This is a genomic window from Kitasatospora sp. NPDC001119 (assembly GCF_053598475.1).
Genome location: NZ_JBSFKI010000080.1, coordinates 1 through 20,948 on the forward strand (window position 1 = coordinate 1; position 20,948 = coordinate 20,948).

A 20,948-nucleotide genomic window follows, 5' to 3' on the forward strand; every position below is an offset into this window, starting at 1 on the left:
CCGGCACGGCACCTCACCCATCGCCCACCTGCCGGCCGCGATGACCGGCGACGACCGGACCGTCACCCAGCTACGGGTGCCCGACAGGACCAACGCTCGAATCCCGGCCGATCCCCGTCCACCACGTGATGGCGCATGAGCGCAAATCAGCCAAGCAGGCGGAGGTGTGCGGGTCCCACACTTGAGATCGGGGCAGCGTGAGAGGCTGTCTCGCACGAACCGGCGGGCTGGTGTGACCTCGCCTTATCCACTTCAGCACGCCGAGAGTCCGGTCGCCTGGCGGCCTCGGGGTCCGAGGTGTTCGAGGGGCACAGTGGCGCAAAGTATTCGTTCCGCCATCAACTGGTTACGCAGAGTATCGCCAGTGCCAGTGGCAGGCCGCCCAACTCAGCAGGAAAGGCGAGCCTTCAACGCTCAGCCTCAGTAAACGCCTGACATCGAGAACGCCAGTTGACTCAGTTATCGACAGCCTGCGGCAGGTGGCGGGAGGCCGCGCCACCGATTCCTCTTAGTCCGCATATTGACTCTCCCAGCAGAGCCAATATCGCCTCCATTTTTTCGACAGTCCATGCCAGCGACAAAGCGAGTTGCTCCTCGACCCAGGCATCAATCAATTCGTTCAAGTCATCTCCAACAGTGCGCATATAGCGACTCTATGGCATCGGCCGACTCTCCTTGCCTAGCGACCAGTGCGAGGTTCTTCTCCTAAACGGCAAGGCAGCAGGATTGGCCGGCCCTCACTCGAGGCCGCGCCTCCCATCGCCTCCGCGCGCGTTCACGATCAGTAGCACTGCGCAACCCAGGCTGCGGGACAGTCGACTCGATCTCGTGGTCTCCACTCGGCGCCTCTCACTGCATCTCATCGTCAAGGTCGCCGCATGTGCACTGGTTGTGAAATGATCTTCCCCAGGTCTGACGTCTCCGCAGGTCAGAGGCATGTTCGATCAGAACTACGACCTGTAGGAGCCCCTCTGACCTGCGGAAACGCAGGTTGATCTCTCATTGTTTCCGCAGGTCAGGCAGGGTCCTGACCTGCGGAAACGTCTAGCGAGGGCCTGGCTGCAACACCTCTGGGACTCGCGATGTGAAATGAGTGTGAAACGAGTACGGGCAGATCGAACTCGCGATGATCCCCCACTGCCCTTGCCAGCATTGGGTAGCACGCCATCTCGCTACTTACAGTAGTCATCGTTCGCGGCTGCTGACTCAACGGGTTCGATCTTTACCCGCACTACCACCCCGCAGGCGAAGCGTCACCCGTGCTCGCCAAGCAGCAGAGCCTGCCGTCGCCGTCCTCGGGCCGCTCCGGTCTGGCAGGCGGCCGATGGGGATTCCGGCCGGCGCGGAGGTCAGTACCGCCGCCGAGAACGTTGCGGCGGTCGACTGGGTGAAACACCCAGTAGACCTGGGTGATGCGGGACAGCACGGGAAACGCGTAGTTGGGCAAGCCCCAGCCGGTGATCTGGGCCCTGCGCAGGACGATCAGCCGCCGCCCTCAGACGAGCTGGAGCGGCTGGCCGCAGGAACGCCGAAAAGCGACGAGCTGAGGTGCAGCGGGAGCTCAGCAGCAACCGCCGTCCTGCTCCTGATGACATCGGACTGGTCCTAGAGACCCCCGCAGGCGCCGGTCTCGGGGAGGGTGAGTTCGACGCCGATGGCGGCTTCCTGGTCGCTGGCGAGGATGGCAGCGATCGAGCGGACCTGCCGTAGCCGGTGAGGGCGAGGGAGGTCGGGTTCCCCACCTGGACCGGGTGGCCAACCATGGAACACCGTAAACAAGGAGATCGAACCCCCGATAGCACTATTGGGGGTTCGACCATTCGCGGCTAGCTCGACCACTTCACAGCAGGCGCAACGCCTCAGTTTTTGCGATGAAGTCATACTCATATTCCTCCAGCTGCGTCATTGCAATGAAGTGAATCGGCGGGGAATAATCTTCCCAGGATTTCATCTGGCGCAACGCAAGTACCGCAGAGCGATCCCCGTAAATAAGTAGGATGTCGAGATCTCCAGGAGAATCAGACCGTAGCGCAGAGCCAAACAACCAAACCTGCACAGCCTGCACAGCCTGCAGGCAGCCTGCCGCGTCTATGAGGGACTCCAAGTGGGGCCAGCGACTCACGTCCACTTAGTGCCGAGGTCTTCCAGAAAATCGCTCAGCAGAACGACCGGGGTACCTACGTGAGCGGCGGCCTGCATTGATTCGGTGGAGAAGCCTCGGCAATTCGGATTAGTGACAACGATCAGATCTAGAGTGATCCCGTCATAGCTCTCGAGGAGGCTATAGAGCCCATCCGCCGTAAACTCATAGGAATTAGTTGTGGCAATCACGAGAGGGCGGAGTCCCGCGCGCTGGATCTCATATGCGTGGTGACCCTTACGCTTGAGAGACTTAACGGCCTTGTGGCGTGACAGGCGGCGGCGCTCGTACTGCTCCTGGCTGTCAACATGTCGATTGATTTCAGCGTCCTCCCGGAGAGCATCAAGGAGTTCGCCGAAGCCAGCCACACAGATGCCTCGCTCCTCGGCGCGCTCGTAGGCGGCGTGCGCAATCCGAGTCGGCACCACCACAATGAAGCCGACATCAGGGATGGCTGCGACGGATGCATCGACGTCCTCGACACCAAATACCTGTCCGGCATCAAGTCCGACACACAGGGCACGAGCATTTGGATAGTCGCTGCGTACGATGTTCAACTGAAAGGACTGCAGCCGCGAGGAAGAGAAGCCTTTATCCAGCAACTTCCGCTCAACCCAGCCTCGTACATCGTTCATGCTTCGACTGTCACCTCATCGTCTAGGAGGATTCTGCTGATAGCCTCGGGGAAGCGCTCCGTACCCGTGCTAAAATCATCAAGAATATGACGGCTCTCAAACTGTTGCACGTGCAACCTCCAGATCGCTACCGTTTCTTGTTCTTCTCTAGTCATTAGGTGCAGATTAGCCTCGAAAACTCGGAGTATTTCACGATTATTGGGGACGACTATCGACCGGGCATACTTACGCCAGAGGGTCGGATTACCCTGTCGATACGGGTCTCCCACCGGGCCGTACCTGGCGTGAATCGCAGCATTGGAATCCAATATTGCCTCGACGCGGGCTCGTGCTTCGGCGCGGGTCTGAAATGCCGGCGTGGCGACTACAGCTTGGATCTCCTCAAATCGCTGCCGTTTCCAGTCATGCAGAATCTCGACAGGATAGGAATCTGGCGCCTTGTCGATGGTTGTATGGCAGTTGGCACACAAGAGCACCAGGTTACTGTGATGCGCCCGGTCTTGCGCTGAAACGTCGGCAAGGGGTACGCCACGAGGCCCCTCAGGCGATGCTGGGATAACATGAGCGAGCTCGCCGAAATCCACGTCGAGACCTTCTGGGAAGAGGTACTGTCGGCACCCGGGATTCCCGCAGTATCCTCCAGAGTCTCCCCACAGGCGCCGTCGACTACTTACGTCTGGGCTCACTCTGCACGTAGTTCCAGCCATTAATTGCCCTTTTCCCGTTGAATCGGCTAGTGACGGCAGTGGGATTATCCGTGGCAGCCTCTACAAGCCACGGGTCAATCAGCACCGGTCAGGAACGGCACAGCGGTCAGTCCGCGAGCGCCACGTGGGCTGGGAAGTAGCAGCTGCCCGTCTCGTTCGCGTGGCGCTTCCTCCGGCGCAGCAGCTCGGTAAGGGTAATCCGGCCGTCCAGCACGTAGAAGAGATCGCCGCCGTCCATCGTGATGAAGCAGGTTCCCTCGTTGTACCGCTCGCGCGCGCCGCTGGTGAAGCCGTTCACCGCGATGAACAAGCCGAGCGCGTTCTTCCCCTTGCGCCGCACCTTCTCGGTGAAGCTGCCGACGTGGTGGACCTCGATGGCCTCCTTCCACCACTTCGCCTCGACGATGTAGTCGTCTGTGTCGAAGGTGAGCGAGCCGTCGATCTGCTCGTACGGCAGCTTGTAGCCCAGCCGCGGCTCGAGCTCGAACAGCTGGAACAGCTCGTTGAGGAACACCTCGAACTGCCGGCCCGCAGCCTTGCGGTCGACCATGGCCTCGAGTTCCATAAACCGCCCCTTCTGCTCCTCCAGCTTGGCCGTGAAGTTCAGCCGCCGGGTGGTCTGGTCTCGGTAGAGCGCTGTCTCCCGCTCAGCGGCCTCACGTTGCTCGACCAGGCCCTGATGCTGGTCGACCCACCGTTTGAGGTCAGCCACCGCGTCGCGCGCCTGCGCCTCCAGCTGCTCACGATCCGCGTGGCGCTTCAGGCCGGGGAAGCTGTCCATGCCCCGCGATCTCAGTCATCAGGTCGAAGGTCAGCTGGCGGTAGCGCTGCTCGTCGGCCATGAGACGGTCAATGAACTCGTCAGCCGTCACCCGCTTGTAGTCCTCGAAGTCGAGGCCTGCGAGCAGTTCCGGGTTCGTGGTCACCCGCCGGCGCAGGAACTTCTCAAGATCACGCTTGTACCAGCAGATGGCCGCCAGTGCTTCAATCAAGGCACCGAAGGCCGCTGGGTGAATCTGCTTTGCACTTGTTGGCTGCGTGGTCATGACGCCTCGCTCAGGGCGTCATCAGCGGGGTGCGGTGCATGCGCCCGCGGCGACACGGGATACTGCTTCAAGGACCACTCTCCTGCGATGGGGACGGTTCTGAACCAGGCGCCACTGACTCTTGCCGGAGGGGTGGCGCTTTGGCTTTTTGTTCAAGATCGAGCAGCGAGGCCAGACTCGTCGGGCTCCGGTGTGGCCACGGGCCGCTCGGGCAGCCAGTCCAGGAGCAGCTGGAGCTGGGCTTCCAGATAAGCCAGGCGCTCTTCCGTTCGATTGGCTCGCCCAGACCGCTGACTAACCTCACCGATCGGCTCCAGGGGCACGAGCATCGAGTCGGCCGTCACGTCCAAGTCAGCCGCCGGGGGCATCTCGATCACCGAGGTTCCCCCGGATGTCTCCATCAGTACGAAGACGCCACCTTCGGCCTGAAGCTCCTTGACGGCCGATGTGACCACGTGACTCTTGCCAGTGCCGGCTGGCCCAGAGATGATCACCGACTCTCGCTTGGCGGTAACCAGCGATTGGATCGCTGCCAGGCGCTGCTCCTTGGTCGCGATCTGGGCCACTTGGTCCCAGAGGGCTCGGAGTCGACCAAACTGCCCAGGTGCCCTAGCCCCGTCGGTCCCGCTGCTCGCATCATCGTCTGCGGAGTACTGAGCCACTGCTTCAGCAAATCGGCCGTGCGCCGCAGACCGGGAAGTCCCAAGTGCGTTGCCGACAGTGCTCCATGACGCTCCGCCGGATCGGTCGGCAGCTACCGCCGCGAGCAGCACCTTGCCGCTCAGCTCGGCCAACTCCACCGCTGCCTTGATGCGATCAGCCGAGAGTTGCTGCCGCGCCGCGTACCTGACGGTGCCGCCAATCAGCTTTGCACCCTCGGCAGGCACATCTTCGAGCAGGGTTGCCGCAAGCAGTGTGGCCCGGTCCTGCGCGCTCAGTTCCTCTTCGCTCGCCATCAGCGTCCTCCTCTCAGTGACGACACGTTCATGCTAGCAGGACAGAACGTCCTGAGCATCAGGACGATATCAGCGTTATGCGTCGATGGGCGTCAGGCCAGGCGGTGTTCCGCTGGTCAGAACGGAGCCTCGGCGCGCTGGCCGGCACAGCAGCACGGCCGCGGTGCACGCGCCCCCGCGTACGCTGATGCTCAGAAACCCGTTAGACCTCCGGTGGCGAGCCGGGAGGTGCCGTCAGGGGCGGTGAACACCGCGACCGCCCGAACTCTGTGGGTGTGGCCAGTGCGGGGCGGGCCGCCTTGAGAGCGGGTGGTGGGGTTCCAGATCCGCACCGTCCCGTCGTCGCTGCCGGTGGCGAGGCGGGGGATTCCGTCAGGGGCGGTGAACACTCCCACCGATCGAGTGGAAGCACTGACAGGTTTGATGCCCTAACTGGTGGCCGATCGACACATAGGCTGCGATGCTGCCGCTGTACGGATCGGGAGGGGATCATCCAGTGGGCGCATCGAAGTCCGTGGTGTTCGACAGGAACGAGCACTCCCTTGTTCTGGCCAGTGGCGAGGAACGCAGTGGCTACGACCTAGACAACTTCCTGCTTCATGTGGATGACCTGAAGGGTGTGCGGTCATCCGACCTAAAAGCAGCTCTGAGGCGGGCACAGGGTGGCGGCGATGTCACGATAAATGTCACTCGTGACCCAAGTGTCGATGAAGACTATTCGACCGCAGAGCCCATCTCATTCAAGTTTTCTGCTGGCCAACTGCTGCTCTCAATCGCATTTCCCACTGATGATTACGGAGACGACGAGGAAGCGACTACAGAATTTTCAGACCTCCTGTCTCCCTACCTGGAGCGTCATCGAGTCACGATGGCAAAAGTTGAGATGGACCCCTACTACGCCCACCCGCTTATCTGGAACATCGATATCTCATACTCGGCACGCGGACAAGACATGGCTGGCCTGTTCAGGATCGGCGAAGGGGCGCTGGCGCTTCTCCGCGCGCTCGAGGGCGGGAAATTGACAAGGGAGACAACCCTCGACCTACTGCGCTCGGGCAACGCGCAGGTGCTAATCGGCCAGGAGGAAGGACCGTGGCTGGACGTCAAGGTCCAGCACTACGACTTCAAGGCCACGGCAGGCAAGATCTCCATCGCCGAGGCAGTGGCCCGCTTCGCCAACGCCGAGCACGGTGGCATCGTCGTGGTAGGCATGAAGGCGAAGAAGAACCCTGGCGGCGAAGTCATCAGCGGGATCAATCCGGTGCCGGTGGATAGTCGAACGCTACGCCAGTACCAGGACGCCATCGAGAAGCACCTGTACCCACCGCCGGACCTTCTCGACATCGAGATGGTGCCAGCCGATGGGGGCAACCTTGTGGTCCTACACATCCCGCCTCAGCCAGAAGAGATCAAGCCATTCCTCGTTCACGGCGCAATCGTGGACGGGCGGGTCCAGGGCGCCTTCATCAGCATCGTCCGGCGCCGCGGCGAATCCTCGATTCCGATCACCGCGCCGGCGATCCACGCGACCTTGGCAGCTGGCCGAGCCTTGCTTCGCCGTGGCGAACTACCGCCGGGCGTCTAACCGGCGGCCGGAGGCTCCGGCCGGCCGGTCACTGTCAGTGGCCGTTGCTATGGCCTCCGTGCCCAATCCTCGGATCGCGATCTGAAGGGTCAATGACCAGTGCACGACGGAGCCGCCTCCACCAAGGGCCAGCGCCGCAACCATCCTCTCTGGGTGCAGCTGATGGTGCTGACCGCCCATCAGGGCCCGTGGCGTGTACTGCGGCAGAGCCGACTCCTACTCGCTTGGCCACGAGCGCCCTGCTTCCGGAGATGAGCCGGACATCTGGTCAATTCCACCTGAGCACACTCAGGCAGAGGTGCGTTACCCCGTAGCACTGCGTAACGGCCGACGCATGCAGTCAGTGTCTTGTACCCACCACCACTCGACACCTCTCGGCACCCCTCATACGTTGAGGCCACCGCGTGTGCACTGGTTGTGAAATGATCTTCCATGGGCCGCGCATTTCCGCAGGCCAGAGGTATGTTCGATCAGAACTACGACCTGTAGGACCCTCGTCGGCCCTCGGGTGCGGAACAGGGACCGGTGCCGGGCGGCGCCGGTCCCTTTCGGTTGTGAGGGGGCGGCCGGTGGGGTGGGAAACGGGGTTGCGGGGGTGGGTTGGATGGGGGGATGGGACGCAGGGTGAAGGTGACGCCGACGGTGTACGTGTCGGTGGACGTGGAGGCGGACGGGCCGATCCCGGGGCCGTACTCGATGGTGAGCTTCGGGGCGGTGGTGGCCGGGTGGCACGACGGGGAGGGGTTCCGGCGGGCGGGGGCGGGTGGGGCGGGGTTCTACCGGGAGCTGCGGCCGATCAGCGCGGAGTACGTCCCGGAGGCGCTGGCGGTGTCGGGGCTGGACCGGGCGGCGCTGGAGGCGGACGGGGCCGATCCGGCGGCGGCGATGCGGGAGTTCGGCCGCTGGGTGGAGGGGGTGCGGGGCGGGCCGGGCGGGCGGCGGTACCGGCCGGTGATGGTGGGCTACCCCGCCGTGTACGACTGGCAGTTCCTCTACTGGTACCTGGTGCGGTTCACCGGCTCCAGCCCGTTCGGGCACTCCGGCTGCCTGGACCTGAAGACGCTGTACGCGGCGCGGGCCGGGGTGCCGTTCGCCGGGATCGGGAAGCGGTCGATGCCGCCGGAGCTGCTGCCGGACCTGCCCCATACGCACCACGCGCTGGACGACGCCCGGGAGCAGGCGGAGCTGTTCGCGAACCTCTGGGAGTGGGACGGGGCTACGGGGTGTCCGGGGTGAGGGCGAGGACGGCGAGGTCGTCGGCGAGGAGGCCGGCGTAGCGGTGGACGTCCTGGGCCAGGAAGGAGACCACGCGGTCGGGGGCGGTGGTACCGAGGGCGGCGAGGCGGGGGGCCAGCGGGTAGAAGGCGCCGGTGGTGTCGCGGGCCTCGCTGACGCCGTCGGTGTAGAGCAGGACGGTGTGGCCCGGGGGCAGCGCGACGGCGATCGCCTTGCTGCGCTCGTCGGCGGGGCCGAGGTGGCCCAGGCCGAGCGGGAGCTCGTCGGCGCAGGACACCGGGGATATGCCCCCGCCGCCGAGGAGCAGCGGGGTGGTGTGGCCGCGGTTGACGATCTCCACGCAGTCCGAGCCGGGCCGGTACTGGAGCAGGACGGCGGTGGCGAACAGCTCGTCGTCGCCGCGGTCGGCGGCGTCGCGCAGCACCGCACGGTCCAACTGGTCGGCGAGGTCGACCAGCCCGGGGGTGTCGTACGCGGCCGCCCGGAACGCGCCGAGGACGTCGGCGACGGTGCGGACCGCGGCCAGGCCCTTGCCCCGGACGTCGCCGAGCAGCACCCGCACGCCGAAGCGGGTGTCGCACACCTCGTACAGGTCGCCGCCGACCAGGACGTCGGCCTGGGCCGGGCGGTAGAGGCCGGCCACCCGCAGCCCGCCGGCCCGTTCGGGCACCGGGCGCAGCACGGTGCGCTGCAGGGTCTCGGCGACCGTACGGGCCTGGAGCAGGTTGCGGTTCTGCCGGGTGCGCTGCCAGGACAGGGCGGTGCCCATGACGCCGGAGAGCAGGGTGGCGATGTAGACCCAGACGTGGTGCTGCTCGTCGACGTGGTCCGCGCGCAGCGCCAGGACGAGCTGGAGGCCCAGGGAGCCGGCCGTGGTGACGGCGGTCAGCACCGGGCCGTAGCTGAACGCGGCCACCACGGGCAGCGCGGTCAGCAGGAAGCCGGCGGCGACGGCGTCCGGGACGACGGCCTCGGCGACCAGGTCCAGCACCAGCAGGAGCACCGGCAGCCAGGGCACCCACCGCGGCGCCTTGGGCTCCAGCGCCGCGGGACGCGGCGGGCGGGGTGCTGTGCGCACGGCGGGACCTCCTGGCAGGCGGCCGTTCCGGGCGATCCGCCCGGATTGGCCGGTTTGGTCCCTCCATGCTCTCCCACGGACGGCCCTGCCACGAATGGCCGAACGTCCCGGTCCCCGGGGCCGGAGGAGCCAAATCCCCGGCCCCCGGGAGCGGAGCGTCAGCGGACGGTCACCGGCAGCGTCTCGTAGCCGCGCAGCACCAGGCGGTCGCGCCGGGTCGGGACGCCGCCCGGGGCGAGCCGGGGGAAGCGGTCGAGCAGGGCGGGCACCGCGACCTCGGCCTCCATCCGGGCCAGCTGGGAGCCCAGGCAGAAGTGGGTGCCGCCGCCGAAGCTGAGCGGCTGGCTGTCGGTGCGGGTCGGGTCGAACACCTCGGGGCGCTCGTAGCGGTCCGGGTCGTGGTTGGCCGAGCCGATCAGCAGGGTCAGCCCGCTGCCGGGCGGGATCGGCAGGCCCTCGACGGCCAGGCCCGGCTCCAGCGCGACCCGCCCGGTGGCCTGGACCGGGGAGTCGAACCGCAGCACCTCGTCGGTGAACCCGGCCGGGGTGATCGCGCCGCTGCGCAGCCCGGCGGCCGCCTCGGGGTGGCGGAACAGCAGGGCCAGGCCGTTGCCGAGCAGGTTGGTGGTGGTCTCGAAGCCGGCCACCAGCAGCAGCACCAGGTTGGCCAGCAGCTCCCGGGCGGAGAGCCGCTCGTCGTCGGCGGCGGCGATCCGGGCCAGGTCGGTGACCAGGTCGTCCTGCGGGCGGGCCAGGCGCTCGGCGGCCAGCTCGGTGAAGTAGCCGGCCAGCTCGTCGGCGGCCTCGTCGGCGGCGGCCAGCTCGTCCAGGTCCTGGATGATCTCCAGCGCGATGGTCAGGTCGGAGGCGAGGCCGCGGAAGCGGTAGCGGTCCTGCTCGGGGACGCCGAGCAGCTCGCAGATCACCCCGACCGGCAGCCGGAAGGCGAAGGCGTCCATGAAGTCCACCGGCGAACCGTCGGCGCCCTGCTCGGCCATCCCGTCCAGCAGCCGGTCGACCGCCGCCTCCACGGCCGGGCGCAGCGCGGCGACCCGGCGGGCGGTGAACACCGAGGCGATCAGCGAGCGGACCCGCGGCTGGTCGGGGGCGTTGCGCTGGAGGATCGAGCGGCCGAGCAGCGCGAGCGAGGAGTGCACGGCGTACTCGGGGGCCAGGCCGGCCATCATCTCGGCGGTCGCGACGCCGAAGGCGGGCGTGCGCAGCACCTTGTTGACCGCCGCGTAGCCGGTCACCACGAACATGCCGTCCCCGGCCGGGGCCACCGGACCCAGCTCGCGGGCCCTCGCGTACAGCGGGTACGGATCGGTCCTGACCTCCGTGGTCATCAGCTGTTCGATGATCGCCGCGCCGTCCATCCGGTGCTCCCCTCCCGAGCTCACGCTTCCTGACCGGTCAACCGCCGGTGGGCGGGGCGGAGTTCCCGTACGGAACGGATCGCGCGCGGCGGGCCGGGAGGACAGCACGCGCCGGGGCAGGGGCGACATCGCGCGCGGCGGCTGCCGGGGCCGGCGCGGGCGGCTCGGTAGGGTGGCCGGCATGGAGATCTGGATCAACCCCCGGTGCGGCAAGTGCCGGACCGCGCTCGGCGCACTGGACGGCGCCGGGGTCGAGTACACCGTACGGCGCTACCTGGAGGATCCGCCGACCGCGGCCGAGCTGGTGCGGGTGCTGGAGCGCCTGGGCCTGGAGCCGTGGGACATCACCCGCACCGACGAGCAGGCCGCGAAGGACCTGGGGATGAAGGGCTGGCCCCGGGAGGAGGGTTCGCGCGACCGCTGGATCGCGGCGATGGCCGAGCACCCGATCCTGATCCAGCGCCCGATCATCACCGCGGACGACGGGCACGCCGTCGTGGCCCGCACCCCGGAAGCCCTCAAGTCCGTTCTGCCGTAGGGCGGTTGCGGCCCACCCGGCCCGCCCGGCCGACCCGCCCGACTCAGCCCGGTCAGCCGGGTCGGCCGGTCAGTGGACCTGGATCCGCTCCACCGGCCGGCCGGGGTGCCAGTTGAAGACGAGCAGGTGGTCGCCCTCCAGGGCGGTGTGCACCACCTGGTCGAGCTCCAGCCGGAAGGCGTGGAACGGGGTGGGCGGCGGCTCGGGCAGATCGGCGGCGAAGGCGGCGAGTTCGGTCTCGTCGGTGACCTCCACCGCCCGGCCCGAGACCTTGGAGTCCCCACCGGCCATGGTCTCGTCCCCCGGGTGCGCGTGCAGCGCGAAGCGGGCGTCGCGCTGGAGCTCACGCGCCTTGACCGCGCCGTACATCGACCCGATCCACAGGTCGGCGCCGACGAATTCGACCTCCGTCCCGCTCACCCGGGGCGATCCGTCCTTGCGCAGCGTCGCCAGGACGTGGTGCTTGTTCGCCTCGAACCGGGCCCGGACCAGGGGCGCCAGGTCGGGGGCCTCGTGCTCGAAATCCTGCCAGGTAGCCATGGCGCCAGTCTGGCACCCGGCACCGACAACCGCCGGGCGCGGACGACCGGAGGGGCAGGGGCGGTCGGGCGGATGCGGGGCAGGGGCGGCGGGCCGGTCGGGGGCGGGCCGGGAGCGCCGGGCCGCTGTCGGTGGCCGGTGCCAGACTGGCCGGGTGACCACCACGACCACGTACATCGCCTTCCTGCGGGCCATCAACGTCGGCGGCCGGACGGTGCGGATGGAGCGGCTGCGGGCGCTCTTCGCCGAGCTCGGGCTGGGGAACGTCCGCTCCTACATCCAGAGCGGCAACGTCTTCTTCACCACCGCCGAGCCGGACCGCGCCGCGCTGACCGGGCGGATCGAGGAGCACCTGGAGCAGGCGCTCGGGTACCCGGTGCCGGTGCTGCTGCGGACGGTGGACGAGGTGGCCGACCTGCTGGCCGCCGAGCCGTTCCGGGGCGTCGAGGTGACGCCGGACGTCCGGCTGGTCGTCGCCTTCCTCTCCGAGCCGCTGCCCGCCGAACTCGCCCTCCCCCACCGCTCGCCGAAGGGCGACGTCGAGGTGGTCGGCGCCGGTCCGGGGGCCGCCTACGTGGTGGTCCACCTCCGGGACGGCAAGTGGGTCACCAAGGAGATGTTCGGCAAGGCCTACCGGGGTGCGGTCACCTCCCGGTTCCTGCACACCACGGAGAAGATCCTGGCCGCCGCCCGCAAGGCCTGACGGCCCGTACGGCAGCCGGGGACGGCCCGTACGACAGCCGGGGGCCGTCGGTACGGCGCCCCGGAACGGCCCGTACGGCACACCGGAAACGCGCGGAACCGCCCGGCCGGAAAGGGCGTCTGGACTGCCGTGACGTACGAACCCCGCGCCCGCGCCCGGCGTGATCTGGACAGCCGGAATCGGCCGCGCGGACAATGTGGCCATGACGCCTCCTGAGCTCCCCGCCGGCACGGCCGGGCCGACCGGCGCGGTCCGGCCCTCCGACGCCGAGCGGGAGGAGGCGCTCGGGGTGCTGCGGGACGGCGCGGGCAGCGGGCGGCTCTCGCACGACACCTTCCTCGGCCGGATGGACATCGTCCTCCGGGCCACCAGCCGCGGCGAGTTGGACGCGGCGGTGGCCGGACTGCCGACCGGTGGGCCGGTCGAGCGGTTCGTGCTGCGGACGGTCGGGCGGATCTCCGCCTTCGGCGACCGGCTGGGCAAGGCCTGGCGCACCGAGCGGCTGCCGGGGCTGAGCCTGCCGCAGTCCGGGGCCGGGAAGTTGACGATCGGCCGGCTCCCCGGCTCGGGGCTGCGGCTGCACGACCCCTCGGTGTCCCGGAACCACGCCGAACTGCGGCACGAGCGGGACGGCTGGATGCTGTACGACCTCGGCTCGACCAACGGCACCCATGTGAACGGGCGCCGGATAGCGGGCGGCGTCCGGGTCCGGCCCGGCGACCAGGTGCGGTTCGGGAACCTGGAGTTCCGGCTCGCCCCGCTCTGACCGGCCCCCGGCCCCGCCCGCCCAGGCGCCCCGGGTCAGTGCGGGAACTGCCGGGGCGGCCGCTGACGCGGCAGCTCGTCCTGGAACTCCGCGATGACGGTGGCGATCTGGCGGGTCACCACGGTGTTCTCCAGCCGGTCCAGGTACCGGTGCTCGGCGGCCAGCGCCTCGACCGTGACGCCGAAGTAGAGCGTCATCAGCGGATTGATGAAGAGCTGCTCGCCCTTGGTCCGCTCGGTGAAGCGGACGTCGCCGAACTCGCCGCGCAGCGCCGCCGCCACCGAGCCGTTGACGATGCTGGGGTGTTCCGGGAAGGCGGCCCGGGCGTGCTCGACGGCGTCCAGGTAGAGCACCCCCTCCCGGCTGTCGCGCGGGACGGAGAAGGCGCCGAGGTAGCCGCCGGCCCGGTCGATCGCGGCGAGGTTCTCCAGCACCAGGGAGTGGTTGACGCCGTGGTGGGCGTCGATGCCGAAGCCGAGGCAGGCGACCAGCCGCTCGGGCACCTCGTCCAGGCCGGCCACCGCGCCCAGGCTCGCCATGTCCTCCTCCGGGGTGCCGAGTCCGGCCTCGTCGCCGCGCATCAGGATGTCGGTGCCGCCGTCCACCAGCAGGACCGCGTCCACACCCAGGCGGCCGACCAGCGCGCGGTAGGCCTCGCGCAGCGGCTGCACACCCACCGACGGGAAGGCCCACACGGTGTCGGGCATGCCGTGCCGGTTCAGCCAGCGGGCCAGGGTGCGCTCCGGGAAGTAGCCCTCGGGGGCGGCGGTGTCCGGTCCGATCCGGGCCACGTCGGACTCCGCCCAGACGTCGAGCGGCAGGCCGTAGAGGTGGGAGAAGGAGAGGTTGGCCAGGTGCACCTCCTTTCCCGCGGCCCGCAGGGCGAGGGCGATCGGCAGCCCGGCGTACACGTCGAATCCGCCGCCGGCTCCGGCGATCAGGATGCGCTCGGCGGCCAGCAGCCGGGTGAGCAGCGGTGGTTGCAGCAGGGAGGTCACCGGCGGGACGGTAGCAGGACGGCGGCCCGCGGCGAAGCGCTGGTCCCCGCCCCCGCGCCCGGCCGTCGGTGTCAGTGGCGGGTGCGAGGATGCGGGCATGACCGAGGAGACGGTTCTCACCCCCGACGTGCTGCGCGAAGTCCAGGAGCGGGCAAGCGAGTTGATCCGGTGCGGCTTCCAGGAGCCGGACGAGATAGCCGAGTCCCTGGTCGAGGACCTCGACGACCAGGGGCTGACGCAGGAGGAGGCGGAGCGGATCGTCGCTCCGCTGTGGGCCGCGCGGCTGGCCGAGCAGGCGGCCTGGCCGGAGACCACCGACGTGGACCGGCTGGCGGACGCCTTCGACGCGCTGGAGGACCAGGGCATCGTCGCGGCGATGGACTTCACCTGCTGCGCGGGCTGCGGCTACGCGGAGATCGGCGGCGAGGCCGGGGAGGGCTCGGTCGGCTTCGTCTTCTTCCACCAGCAGGACACCGAGGCGGCGGCCGCCGGCCGGGGGCTGATGCTGCGCTACGGCGGGTTCCGCGCCGGGGAGGAGACGACCGAGGTCTCGGAGCGCCGGACGGCGGAGGTCGGGCGGACGGTGGTCGCCGCACTGGAGGCCGTCGGGCTGACGGCGGAGTGGGACGGCTCGCCGCACACCGCGATCCGGGTCGCACCGCTGGAGTGGCTCAACCGCCTGCCGGAGTAAGCGGCCGGAGCGGCGGGCAGGACGGCCGACACCAGCGGCCGACGGGCCCAATCCCCCTGGAAATACGGAGAGTTGGAGGATCAGCCAGCCCCCGGAGCCTTCGAGCATATGCCGGAGGCCCGTACCGGAGGCTCATGCCACGCGCGTAGATCAACGGCCCGAGAAGAGGCCCCGGGGTCAGTCGGCGACGCTCCCCAGCCCGCCGAAGCCGGGGCCGAGGCCAAAGCCGGTGCCCGTACCGGTGCCGGTGCCCGTGCCGGCACCGCTGACCGGACCGTCCACCGGCCCCCACAGCGGCGAGGTGCAGCGCTGGTAGGTCGCGTGCCAGTGCGGCCAGTTGCGGGCCACGTCGTCGTCGCACTCGGCCAGCAGCCGTTCGACCAGCGCGGGCTCCACGCCCTCCAGCAGCCAGGCCAGCGCGTCCGCGACGCCCGGGCCGTCGGCCAGCCGCAGCAGGTCCAGCAGCTCGCCCAGCCCGCCGAGCCGGGAGCCGTCGGCGATCACCCGCTCCATCCGGGGCAGCAGCTGCCGCTCCTCGATCCGCAGGTGGGTCTCCAGCCGGGCCGCCAGGTCCTCCATCGCGTACGCGACCGGCCAGGCGCTGCCGGTGTCCCGGCTCGCTATCCGCACAAGCGTGGTGACCCGGGTGAAGGAGTGGTCCAGGTTGTGGTGGTCGTCCTCCAGCCAGTTGAGCAGCAGCCGCAGCTCGGGCGCGAAGCGGCGCACGATCGGCCAGAGCCGGGTGTCCTGCTGCTCGTGGTGGCAGGTGAGCATGGCGGTGATGAAGTTCCAGTGCCGCAGCAGCGCCTCGCCCTTGTCGTCCTCGTCGGGCTGGAGCAGCCGCAGTGCGTTGGGCAGCCGGGCGAGGTCCCGGCGCAGCGCGGCGTGCACCAGGCGCAGGCCGGCGAACCGCGGGGTGGCCGGCTCGTCGTCCACGACCTGCCCGTACGCGTACGCGTCCCCGCCCAGCGAGTCGGCTCCGGACTGGCCCTGGGCGGGCACGGTGTGGACGGGCTGGGGCACCAGGTGGATCGGCATGGGACTCTCTTCACTGCTTGGGGCACGACGGGTGGCGGCGGCCGGTGAGGACCGCCCCAGCCAAGGTGCTCGCAGTCGATCAGAAGCGAATCAATGTCCGATTGACGCGCAGGTCACGGGGCTGCCGACGGGCGGCGGAACCGCACCGGAACCCCCCGGCGAGACCCACCGGGGAAGCCGCTGGAAGACCCGCGGGAGAACCGCGGGAAGGCCCGCGCGCAGACCCTCCGGAAGCAGAACCGCCGGTGCCGGGAGCGCGAACGCGTCCCGGCACCGGCGGCAGCGGTGGGAGCAGGTGGGAAACAGGTCGGAACAGGGGCCTCAGTCGGCCGCCGGCCCCGCCAGGTGGGCGGTGAGCCACACCAGGGTGTCCGGGATCATCTTCTTGAAGTCCGAGGTCAGGTGCTTGCCGCCGGGCTGCTCGTGGTACTGGAGGTTCACCGGCGGCACCGCCTTCTCCACCCAGCTCTTGACCACCTTGGTCTCGTACGGGTTGGCACCGCCCGCGGTGACCAGCATGCTCACGTCCGCCTTGCCCTGGGTGACCAGCACGTCCGGGTTGTTGGCGGCCTTCTCCGCGTCGTGGCCCTTCCACAGCCCCGAGTCCGGTATGAAGTAGCCGTCGATCGGCACCGCGGCCTTGTAGACCTGCGGGTACTGGAGGGCGAGCTTGGCGCTGCAGAAGCCGCCGGTGGAGGCGCCCATCACGCCCCAGCCGTCGCGGCCCTTCACCGTGCGGAAGTTGGCGCGGACGAAGTCCGGGAGGTCCTCGGCCATCCAGGTGGCCATCTTGGCCTGGCCCGGGATGTCGGAGCAGTCCAGCGCGTTCTTCTCGTCGCCGTTGAAGTTCTGCACCGGCATGATCATGATGAACGGGTGGGACTTGCCCTCCTTGACCAGCCGCTCGTTCTCCTCCTGGATCGGCAGCTGGTTGTCGGTCCAGGTGTTGTAGCCGTTGCTCTGGCCGCCCGCGAACAGGGTGAGCACCGGGAAGCCGGTCTTGGCGAACTTGGGGTCGTTGTACTCGGGCGGCAGCCAGACCCAGACCTGGCCGGTGACGCCGGACTTCGCGCCGGTCACCTTGGTCATCATGATCGGGCCGGCGCCGGTGTCCCGGGACTTGCTGAGGGCGGCGGCGGGCCCGGTGGGCATCAGCACCTTGCCGGAGGCGGCGGCCGGGGTCGCGCTGCCGGTCGCGGGCTGGCCGGTGCCGGTGGTGCTCGGGCTGCCCGACGAGCTGCCGCCGGTCGCGCCGGCGCTCGCCGTGGCGCTGTCCCCCTTCCCACCGCCGGAACTCCCGCAGGCCGCGAGCGAGGCGGCCAGGGCGAGCACGGCGGCGCCGGACAGGACGGCGCGGGAACGGGACGACTGCCTAAGCACGGTGAGGACTCTCCGACCGATGTCGCGCCCGGTCCGTGACCGGGCGGCGGCCCCCCGGTGGGGCCGGACATGCCCGAGGGCACAGCGCTGGCGCGTCCCCCGGAGTGATGGCGCGCCGCCCCTTCGCGGGGGTGCGCCTTCCTGCGATCTTATGACGTAGGCCGGGGTGGCCCGGTTGCGCGGTGGCCACCGGAAATCCAATGTTTGTTCGCGATCAGGTAAAAGCCTTCACCCGTCCCCCCGGTCGGCGGGGGCCGGTCGGCGGGGGTGGCCGTCGGAGCCCCGTCGAATCATCCGGATTCTGGTGATTCGACCAGCTCCTCGGCGGCTTCGACCAGTGACGGCGGCCCCCGGATCCGCGAAGATCTCCGGGGCACGCCCAGGCCTTGCCCAGGCTGTGCCCAGGCCATGCCCAGGGCACGCCCAGGCCGGGGCCGACCGGGAACAGTCATCGAGGAGGGTGCCATGAACCAGCGGATCGCCGTCGTCACCGGAGCCGGGAGCGGCGTCGGCCGGGCCGTGGCGGTGGAGCTGGCCGCGGACGGCTGGCGGACGGTGCTGGCCGGCCGCCGGGCCGGGCCGCTGCGGGAGACCGCCGCGCTCTGCGCCGGCCCGGCCGACGTGGTGCCGACCGACGTCACCGACCCGGCCGCGGTGGACGCGCTGTTCGCCGCGGCCGCCGAGCGCCACGGCCGGGTGGACCTGCTGTTCAACAACGCCGGCGCCTTCGGCCCGGCCGTCCCGGTGGACGAGCTGGCGGTCGAGGACTGGCGGGCCGTGGTCGACCTCAACCTGACCGGCGCCTTCCTCTGCGCCCGGGCCGCGTTCCGGCGGATGAAGGAGCAGGACCCGCGGGGCGGCCGGATCATCAACAACGGCTCGATCTCCGCGCACGTCCCGCGCCCGCACTCGATCGCCTACACCGCGACCAAGCACGCCGTGACCGGCCTGACCAGGTCGCTGTCGCTGGACGGCCGCCCGTACCGGATCGCCTGCGGGCAGATCGACATCGGCAACGCGGCGACCGACATGACGGCGGCGATGGGCGCGGGCGTGCGGCAGGCGGACGGCCGGATCGCCCCCGAGCCGACCATGGACGTGGCCGACGTGGCGCGCACCGTACGGCACATGGCCGGGCTGCCGCTGGAGGCCAACGTGCAGTTCGCCACCGTGATGGCGACGGCCATGCCCTACATCGGGCGGGGCTGAACCCCGGCCCGGAGGGCCGCGGGAGGGGCCCCGTCGGTCGATGCCGACGGGGCCCCGGTCCGCTCCGGCCTCACGGCCGCCAGGTGTCGTTCAGCGTGACCGTCCCGCCCGAGGGCACCGTCGCCGTCCGGTTGGCGCCGGACTCCCAGGTCACCGCGCCGCTCGCGTCCTTGCGGACGTACTTGTACTGGAAGGACGTGCCGGCCGGCAGCGACAGCGCCAGCGACCAGACCGGGTAGCCCGCCGAGGAGAGCGGCAGCGCCTTCGCCGGGTCCCAGCCGCCGAGCGCCGCGGCGTCGCCGACCAGGTAGATGTTCTGCCCGGGCGTGGTGGTCGCGTTGACGTTGAACGAGGCGCCGGAGACGCTCGCGCCGGGCTGGACGTACAGCGCGACCGCGTCGCCCGCGCCGACCGTGGCGGTGAACTGCCCGTCGGCGCCCACCTGGTAGGTCGGGCCGGTGCAGCCGCCGCCGGCCTGCGGGTCGCCGTGCTGGACGTCGCAGTAGGTGCCGGCCGGCAGCCCGGTCTGGAAGGTCCGGGTGATCGCGGCGCCCTCGTGGTTGATCGCGACGTAGCCCTTGCCGCCGCGGCCGAAGGCGATCGCGTTGCCGCCGTTGGACCACCAGTTGCTCACCCCGGTGCCCGCCACCGCGTTGCGGAAGCCGACCATGTTGGCGATCTGCCGCCAGGCGTGGGTGCAGTTCCAGCCGTCCTGGTAGCAGGCGTTGACGGTGCCGCCGTTCGGCGGGCCGTCGTCCTTGTTGGTGAAGGAGTAGCCGGAGTAGACGTTGGGGGCGCCGTACGGCGAGGCCAGCAGGAAGACGTTGGCGAGCGTGTAGGTGTTGCCGTAGGTGGAGTTGAGGGTGGAGCCGTTGCGCTCGGTGTCCCAGTTGTCGACGAAGGTGCGGGCCTGGCCGCTCGGCAGGTAGCCCCAGGAGGCGCCCCAGCCGCTGAGGTTGGCGAGCTTGTCGGTGGTGAACATCCGCTTGAGGTCGGTGCCGGCCCGGAACTCGTCCAGGTCGCCGGTGCCGGTGTACTCGGTGGGCTGGACCGGCTCGCCGGCGCCGTAGATGACCTCCTGGACCCAGTACGCCTTGGGGTTGGCCATCCTGGCCTTGATCGCGGCGAGGTCGGCGGCGGCGATGTGCTTGGCGGCGTCGATCCGGTAGCCGTCGACGCCGAGCGAGGCCAGGTCGTCCAGGTAGTGCGCGATGGTGGTCTGGACGTACGCGCTGCCGGTGTCCAGGTCGGAGAGGTTCTCCAGTTCGCAGTTCTGGACGTTGCCGCGGTCCTGGTAGTTGGTGATCGGCTGGCGGCAGCCGTGGAAGTCCTGGTCCTGGTACGTGCCGGGGTAGTTGTACTTGGTGTACGCGGTGCCGCCGGTGCCGGTGCCGGAGCCCGCCGACATGTGGTTGACCACCGCGTCGGCTATCACCTTGACCCCGGCCGCGTGGCAGGTGGCGACCATGTTCTTGAACGACGTGCGGTCGCCGAGCCGTCCGGCGATCTTGTAGCTGACCGGCTGGTAGGAGGTCCACCACTGCGCGCCCTGGATGTGCTCCTGCGGCGGGGAGACCTCGACGAAGCCGTAGCCCTTGGGTCCGAGGGTGGAGGTGCAGGCCTGGGCGACGGAGTCGAAGCGCCACTCGAAGAGGGTGGCGGTGACGTCCTTGCCGTTGTTGGCGGGCGGGGCGGCCTGGGCGGCGGGGGCACCGAGGGAGGTGCCGAGCGAGAGGGCGAGCGCCGCCGAGGCGGCGAGCGCACCGGCCGCGCGGGCGGGCCGGCGGGCGGGGGCGGTGGTGACCACGTCGTCTCCTGGGGGTGGCTGGGATGGGGCAGCCGGAGGGGGAGCCTGCGGAAGGGCCGCAGGGGAACTGCAGGAAGTTTCTGCAACTTGCCGGAAACTTGCAGCGCCGAACCTAGAGGCACCCGCGGGGGCCGTCAAGACCTTGGTCGAAAGCCCGGGAGAAGCCGAGGAGGAGCCGGGGAGCGAGCCCGGGAGCAGACCCGGGAGGAGCCGAGGAGAAGCCGAGGAGGAGCCGGGGCCGGGCCAGGAGGGGCGGGCACGACAAGGGCCCGGCAGCCGTAGCCGCCGGGCCCCTCACCTGTCCTGGTTCACCGGCCCGTCAGGAGCCGGCCCGGGCTCAGCCGGTCTGGACGGAGGTGTCGTCGATCACGAAGCTGGTCTGGAGCGAGGCGTCCTCGGTCCCGGCGAACTTCACGGTGACCGTCTGGCCCGCGTAGGCCGACAGGTCGAAGGTGCGCTGCTGGTAGCCGGCCGCGGCGTCCACGTTGGAGTAGGTCTTCAGCGCGGTGCCGTTCACCG

General features: G+C 69.5%; 22 protein-coding genes and 1 pseudogene. 7 read left to right on the forward strand and 16 right to left on the reverse strand.

Going from position 1 to position 20,948, the window contains the following annotated elements:
- Positions 1-455: 455 nt before the first annotated feature.
- The 8 genes from ACWDD9_RS43225 to ACWDD9_RS43260 form a co-directional block, all read right to left on the reverse strand.
- On the reverse strand, positions 456-644 hold the full coding sequence (locus ACWDD9_RS43225) for a hypothetical protein (RefSeq protein ID WP_449814726.1): 189 nt from the start codon (positions 642-644) through the stop codon (positions 456-458).
- A 1,196-nt stretch (positions 645-1,840) separates the two neighbouring features.
- Positions 1,841-2,065, reverse strand: coding sequence for a hypothetical protein (locus tag ACWDD9_RS43230; protein WP_449814727.1), 225 nt, complete (start codon positions 2,063-2,065; stop codon positions 1,841-1,843).
- A 53-nt stretch (positions 2,066-2,118) separates the two neighbouring features.
- A complete protein-coding gene (locus tag ACWDD9_RS43235; RefSeq protein WP_449814728.1) occupies positions 2,119-2,775 on the reverse strand; it encodes a hypothetical protein in 657 nt (218 codons plus the stop codon).
- Positions 2,772-3,359: a hypothetical protein gene (locus tag ACWDD9_RS43240; RefSeq protein ID WP_449814729.1), complete on the reverse strand. Its 588-nt coding sequence runs from the start codon at positions 3,357-3,359 to the stop codon at positions 2,772-2,774. Before ACWDD9_RS43240 ends, ACWDD9_RS43235 begins: the two co-directional genes overlap by 4 nt.
- Positions 3,360-3,588: 229 nt before the next feature.
- On the reverse strand, positions 3,589-4,263 hold the full coding sequence (locus ACWDD9_RS43245; RefSeq protein WP_449814730.1) for a restriction endonuclease: 675 nt from the start codon (positions 4,261-4,263) through the stop codon (positions 3,589-3,591).
- On the reverse strand, positions 4,223-4,528 hold the full coding sequence (locus ACWDD9_RS43250) for a hypothetical protein (RefSeq protein ID WP_449814731.1): 306 nt from the start codon (positions 4,526-4,528) through the stop codon (positions 4,223-4,225). Before ACWDD9_RS43250 ends, ACWDD9_RS43245 begins: the two co-directional genes overlap by 41 nt.
- Positions 4,529-4,680: 152 nt before the next feature.
- A complete protein-coding gene (locus ACWDD9_RS43255) occupies positions 4,681-5,484 on the reverse strand; it encodes a hypothetical protein (protein WP_449814732.1) in 804 nt (267 codons plus the stop codon).
- 191 nt (positions 5,485-5,675) lie between these two features.
- Positions 5,676-5,879 (reverse strand): hypothetical protein, encoded by a 204-nt coding sequence (locus tag ACWDD9_RS43260; RefSeq protein WP_449814733.1) that lies wholly within the window; start codon positions 5,877-5,879, stop codon positions 5,676-5,678.
- A 65-nt stretch (positions 5,880-5,944) separates the two neighbouring features.
- Here ACWDD9_RS43260 and ACWDD9_RS43265 point away from each other — a divergent pair, with 65 nt between their 5' ends.
- Together ACWDD9_RS43265 and ACWDD9_RS43270 are read left to right on the forward strand one after the other, a co-directional pair.
- Positions 5,945-7,069, forward strand: a complete 1,125-nt coding sequence (locus tag ACWDD9_RS43265; RefSeq protein WP_449814734.1) for an ATP-binding protein — start codon at positions 5,945-5,947, stop codon at positions 7,067-7,069.
- Positions 7,070-7,681: 612 nt separating this feature from the next.
- Positions 7,682-8,305 (forward strand): 3'-5' exonuclease, encoded by a 624-nt coding sequence (locus ACWDD9_RS43270; protein WP_380776679.1) that lies wholly within the window; start codon positions 7,682-7,684, stop codon positions 8,303-8,305.
- Here ACWDD9_RS43270 and ACWDD9_RS43275 read toward each other — a convergent pair.
- Both ACWDD9_RS43275 and ACWDD9_RS43280 read right to left on the reverse strand, forming a co-directional pair.
- Entirely contained in the window at positions 8,286-9,383 is a 1,098-nt protein-coding gene (locus tag ACWDD9_RS43275) for a PP2C family protein-serine/threonine phosphatase (protein WP_159028402.1), read from the reverse strand. The two genes, ACWDD9_RS43270 and ACWDD9_RS43275, sit on opposite strands and share 20 nt — an antisense overlap.
- A 158-nt stretch (positions 9,384-9,541) precedes the next feature.
- The gene (locus ACWDD9_RS43280; protein ID WP_449814735.1) at positions 9,542-10,783 is read right to left on the reverse strand and encodes a cytochrome P450; all 1,242 of its coding nucleotides are present in this window, start codon (positions 10,781-10,783) and stop codon (positions 9,542-9,544) included.
- A gap of 157 nt (positions 10,784-10,940) precedes the next feature.
- Here ACWDD9_RS43280 and ACWDD9_RS43285 point away from each other — a divergent pair, with 157 nt between their 5' ends.
- Entirely contained in the window at positions 10,941-11,297 is a 357-nt protein-coding gene (locus tag ACWDD9_RS43285; protein WP_449814736.1) for an arsenate reductase family protein, read from the forward strand.
- Positions 11,298-11,366: 69 nt separating this feature from the next.
- Here ACWDD9_RS43285 and ACWDD9_RS43290 read toward each other — a convergent pair whose 3' ends face one another.
- Positions 11,367-11,837: a pyridoxamine 5'-phosphate oxidase family protein gene (locus ACWDD9_RS43290; protein ID WP_117487476.1), complete on the reverse strand. Its 471-nt coding sequence runs from the start codon at positions 11,835-11,837 to the stop codon at positions 11,367-11,369.
- A gap of 154 nt (positions 11,838-11,991) precedes the next feature.
- Here ACWDD9_RS43290 and ACWDD9_RS43295 point away from each other — a divergent pair, with 154 nt between their 5' ends.
- Positions 11,992-12,540, forward strand: coding sequence for a DUF1697 domain-containing protein (locus ACWDD9_RS43295; RefSeq protein WP_082345545.1), 549 nt, complete (start codon positions 11,992-11,994; stop codon positions 12,538-12,540).
- 202 nt (positions 12,541-12,742) lie between these two features.
- On the forward strand, positions 12,743-13,306 hold the full coding sequence (locus tag ACWDD9_RS43300; protein WP_049650762.1) for a DUF1707 and FHA domain-containing protein: 564 nt from the start codon (positions 12,743-12,745) through the stop codon (positions 13,304-13,306).
- Positions 13,307-13,341: 35 nt separating this feature from the next.
- Here ACWDD9_RS43300 and ACWDD9_RS43305 read toward each other — a convergent pair whose 3' ends face one another.
- A complete protein-coding gene (locus ACWDD9_RS43305) occupies positions 13,342-14,304 on the reverse strand; it encodes a DUF1152 domain-containing protein (RefSeq protein ID WP_074000867.1) in 963 nt (320 codons plus the stop codon).
- A 97-nt stretch (positions 14,305-14,401) separates the two neighbouring features.
- Here ACWDD9_RS43305 and ACWDD9_RS43310 point away from each other — a divergent pair, with 97 nt between their 5' ends.
- Positions 14,402-14,995, forward strand: coding sequence for a DUF6891 domain-containing protein (locus ACWDD9_RS43310; RefSeq protein WP_074000866.1), 594 nt, complete (start codon positions 14,402-14,404; stop codon positions 14,993-14,995).
- 177 nt (positions 14,996-15,172) lie between these two features.
- Here the strand turns inward: ACWDD9_RS43310 and ACWDD9_RS43315 are convergent, their stop codons facing one another.
- Both ACWDD9_RS43315 and ACWDD9_RS43320 read right to left on the reverse strand, forming a co-directional pair.
- On the reverse strand, positions 15,173-16,033 hold the full coding sequence (locus ACWDD9_RS43315; RefSeq protein ID WP_449814737.1) for a hemerythrin domain-containing protein: 861 nt from the start codon (positions 16,031-16,033) through the stop codon (positions 15,173-15,175).
- A gap of 321 nt (positions 16,034-16,354) precedes the next feature.
- Entirely contained in the window at positions 16,355-17,413 is a 1,059-nt protein-coding gene (locus ACWDD9_RS43320) for an alpha/beta hydrolase (RefSeq protein WP_079271752.1), read from the reverse strand.
- 465 nt (positions 17,414-17,878) lie between these two features.
- Between ACWDD9_RS43320 and ACWDD9_RS43325 the strand changes: the two genes are divergently transcribed.
- A complete protein-coding gene (locus ACWDD9_RS43325; RefSeq protein ID WP_449814738.1) occupies positions 17,879-18,622 on the forward strand; it encodes an SDR family oxidoreductase in 744 nt (247 codons plus the stop codon).
- Positions 18,623-18,692: 70 nt separating this feature from the next.
- Here the strand turns inward: ACWDD9_RS43325 and ACWDD9_RS43330 are convergent, their stop codons facing one another.
- Together ACWDD9_RS43330 and ACWDD9_RS43335 are read right to left on the reverse strand one after the other, a co-directional pair.
- Positions 18,693-20,429 carry a carbohydrate-binding module family 20 domain-containing protein gene (locus tag ACWDD9_RS43330; protein ID WP_449814739.1) on the reverse strand — a complete coding sequence of 579 codons (1,737 nt, stop codon included), beginning with the start codon at positions 20,427-20,429 and terminating at the stop codon, positions 18,693-18,695.
- A gap of 337 nt (positions 20,430-20,766) precedes the next feature.
- A pseudogene (locus tag ACWDD9_RS43335) lies at positions 20,767-20,948 on the reverse strand (putative Ig domain-containing protein); the annotation flags it as partial.

Bases quoted from the DNA above. Each gene is read 5' to 3' on its own strand.
- ACWDD9_RS43225 (WP_449814726.1), bottom strand. From the start codon at position 644: ATGCGCACTGTTGGAGATGACTTGAACGAATTGATTGATGCCTGGGTC.
- ACWDD9_RS43235 (WP_449814728.1), bottom strand. From the start codon at position 2,775: ATGAACGATGTACGAGGCTGGGTTGAGCGGAAGTTGCTGGATAAAGGC.
- ACWDD9_RS43245 (WP_449814730.1), bottom strand. From the start codon at position 4,263: ATGGACAGCTTCCCCGGCCTGAAGCGCCACGCGGATCGTGAGCAGCTG.
- ACWDD9_RS43250 (WP_449814731.1), bottom strand. From the start codon at position 4,528: ATGACCACGCAGCCAACAAGTGCAAAGCAGATTCACCCAGCGGCCTTC.
- ACWDD9_RS43255 (WP_449814732.1), bottom strand. From the start codon at position 5,484: ATGGCGAGCGAAGAGGAACTGAGCGCGCAGGACCGGGCCACACTGCTT.
- ACWDD9_RS43265 (WP_449814734.1), top strand. From the start codon at position 5,945: ATGCTGCCGCTGTACGGATCGGGAGGGGATCATCCAGTGGGCGCATCG.
- ACWDD9_RS43270 (WP_380776679.1), top strand. From the start codon at position 7,682: ATGGGACGCAGGGTGAAGGTGACGCCGACGGTGTACGTGTCGGTGGAC.
- ACWDD9_RS43285 (WP_449814736.1), top strand. From the start codon at position 10,941: ATGGAGATCTGGATCAACCCCCGGTGCGGCAAGTGCCGGACCGCGCTC.
- ACWDD9_RS43290 (WP_117487476.1), bottom strand. From the start codon at position 11,837: ATGGCTACCTGGCAGGATTTCGAGCACGAGGCCCCCGACCTGGCGCCC.
- ACWDD9_RS43300 (WP_049650762.1), top strand. From the start codon at position 12,743: ATGACGCCTCCTGAGCTCCCCGCCGGCACGGCCGGGCCGACCGGCGCG.
- ACWDD9_RS43310 (WP_074000866.1), top strand. From the start codon at position 14,402: ATGACCGAGGAGACGGTTCTCACCCCCGACGTGCTGCGCGAAGTCCAG.
- ACWDD9_RS43315 (WP_449814737.1), bottom strand. From the start codon at position 16,033: ATGCCGATCCACCTGGTGCCCCAGCCCGTCCACACCGTGCCCGCCCAG.
- ACWDD9_RS43325 (WP_449814738.1), top strand. From the start codon at position 17,879: ATGAACCAGCGGATCGCCGTCGTCACCGGAGCCGGGAGCGGCGTCGGC.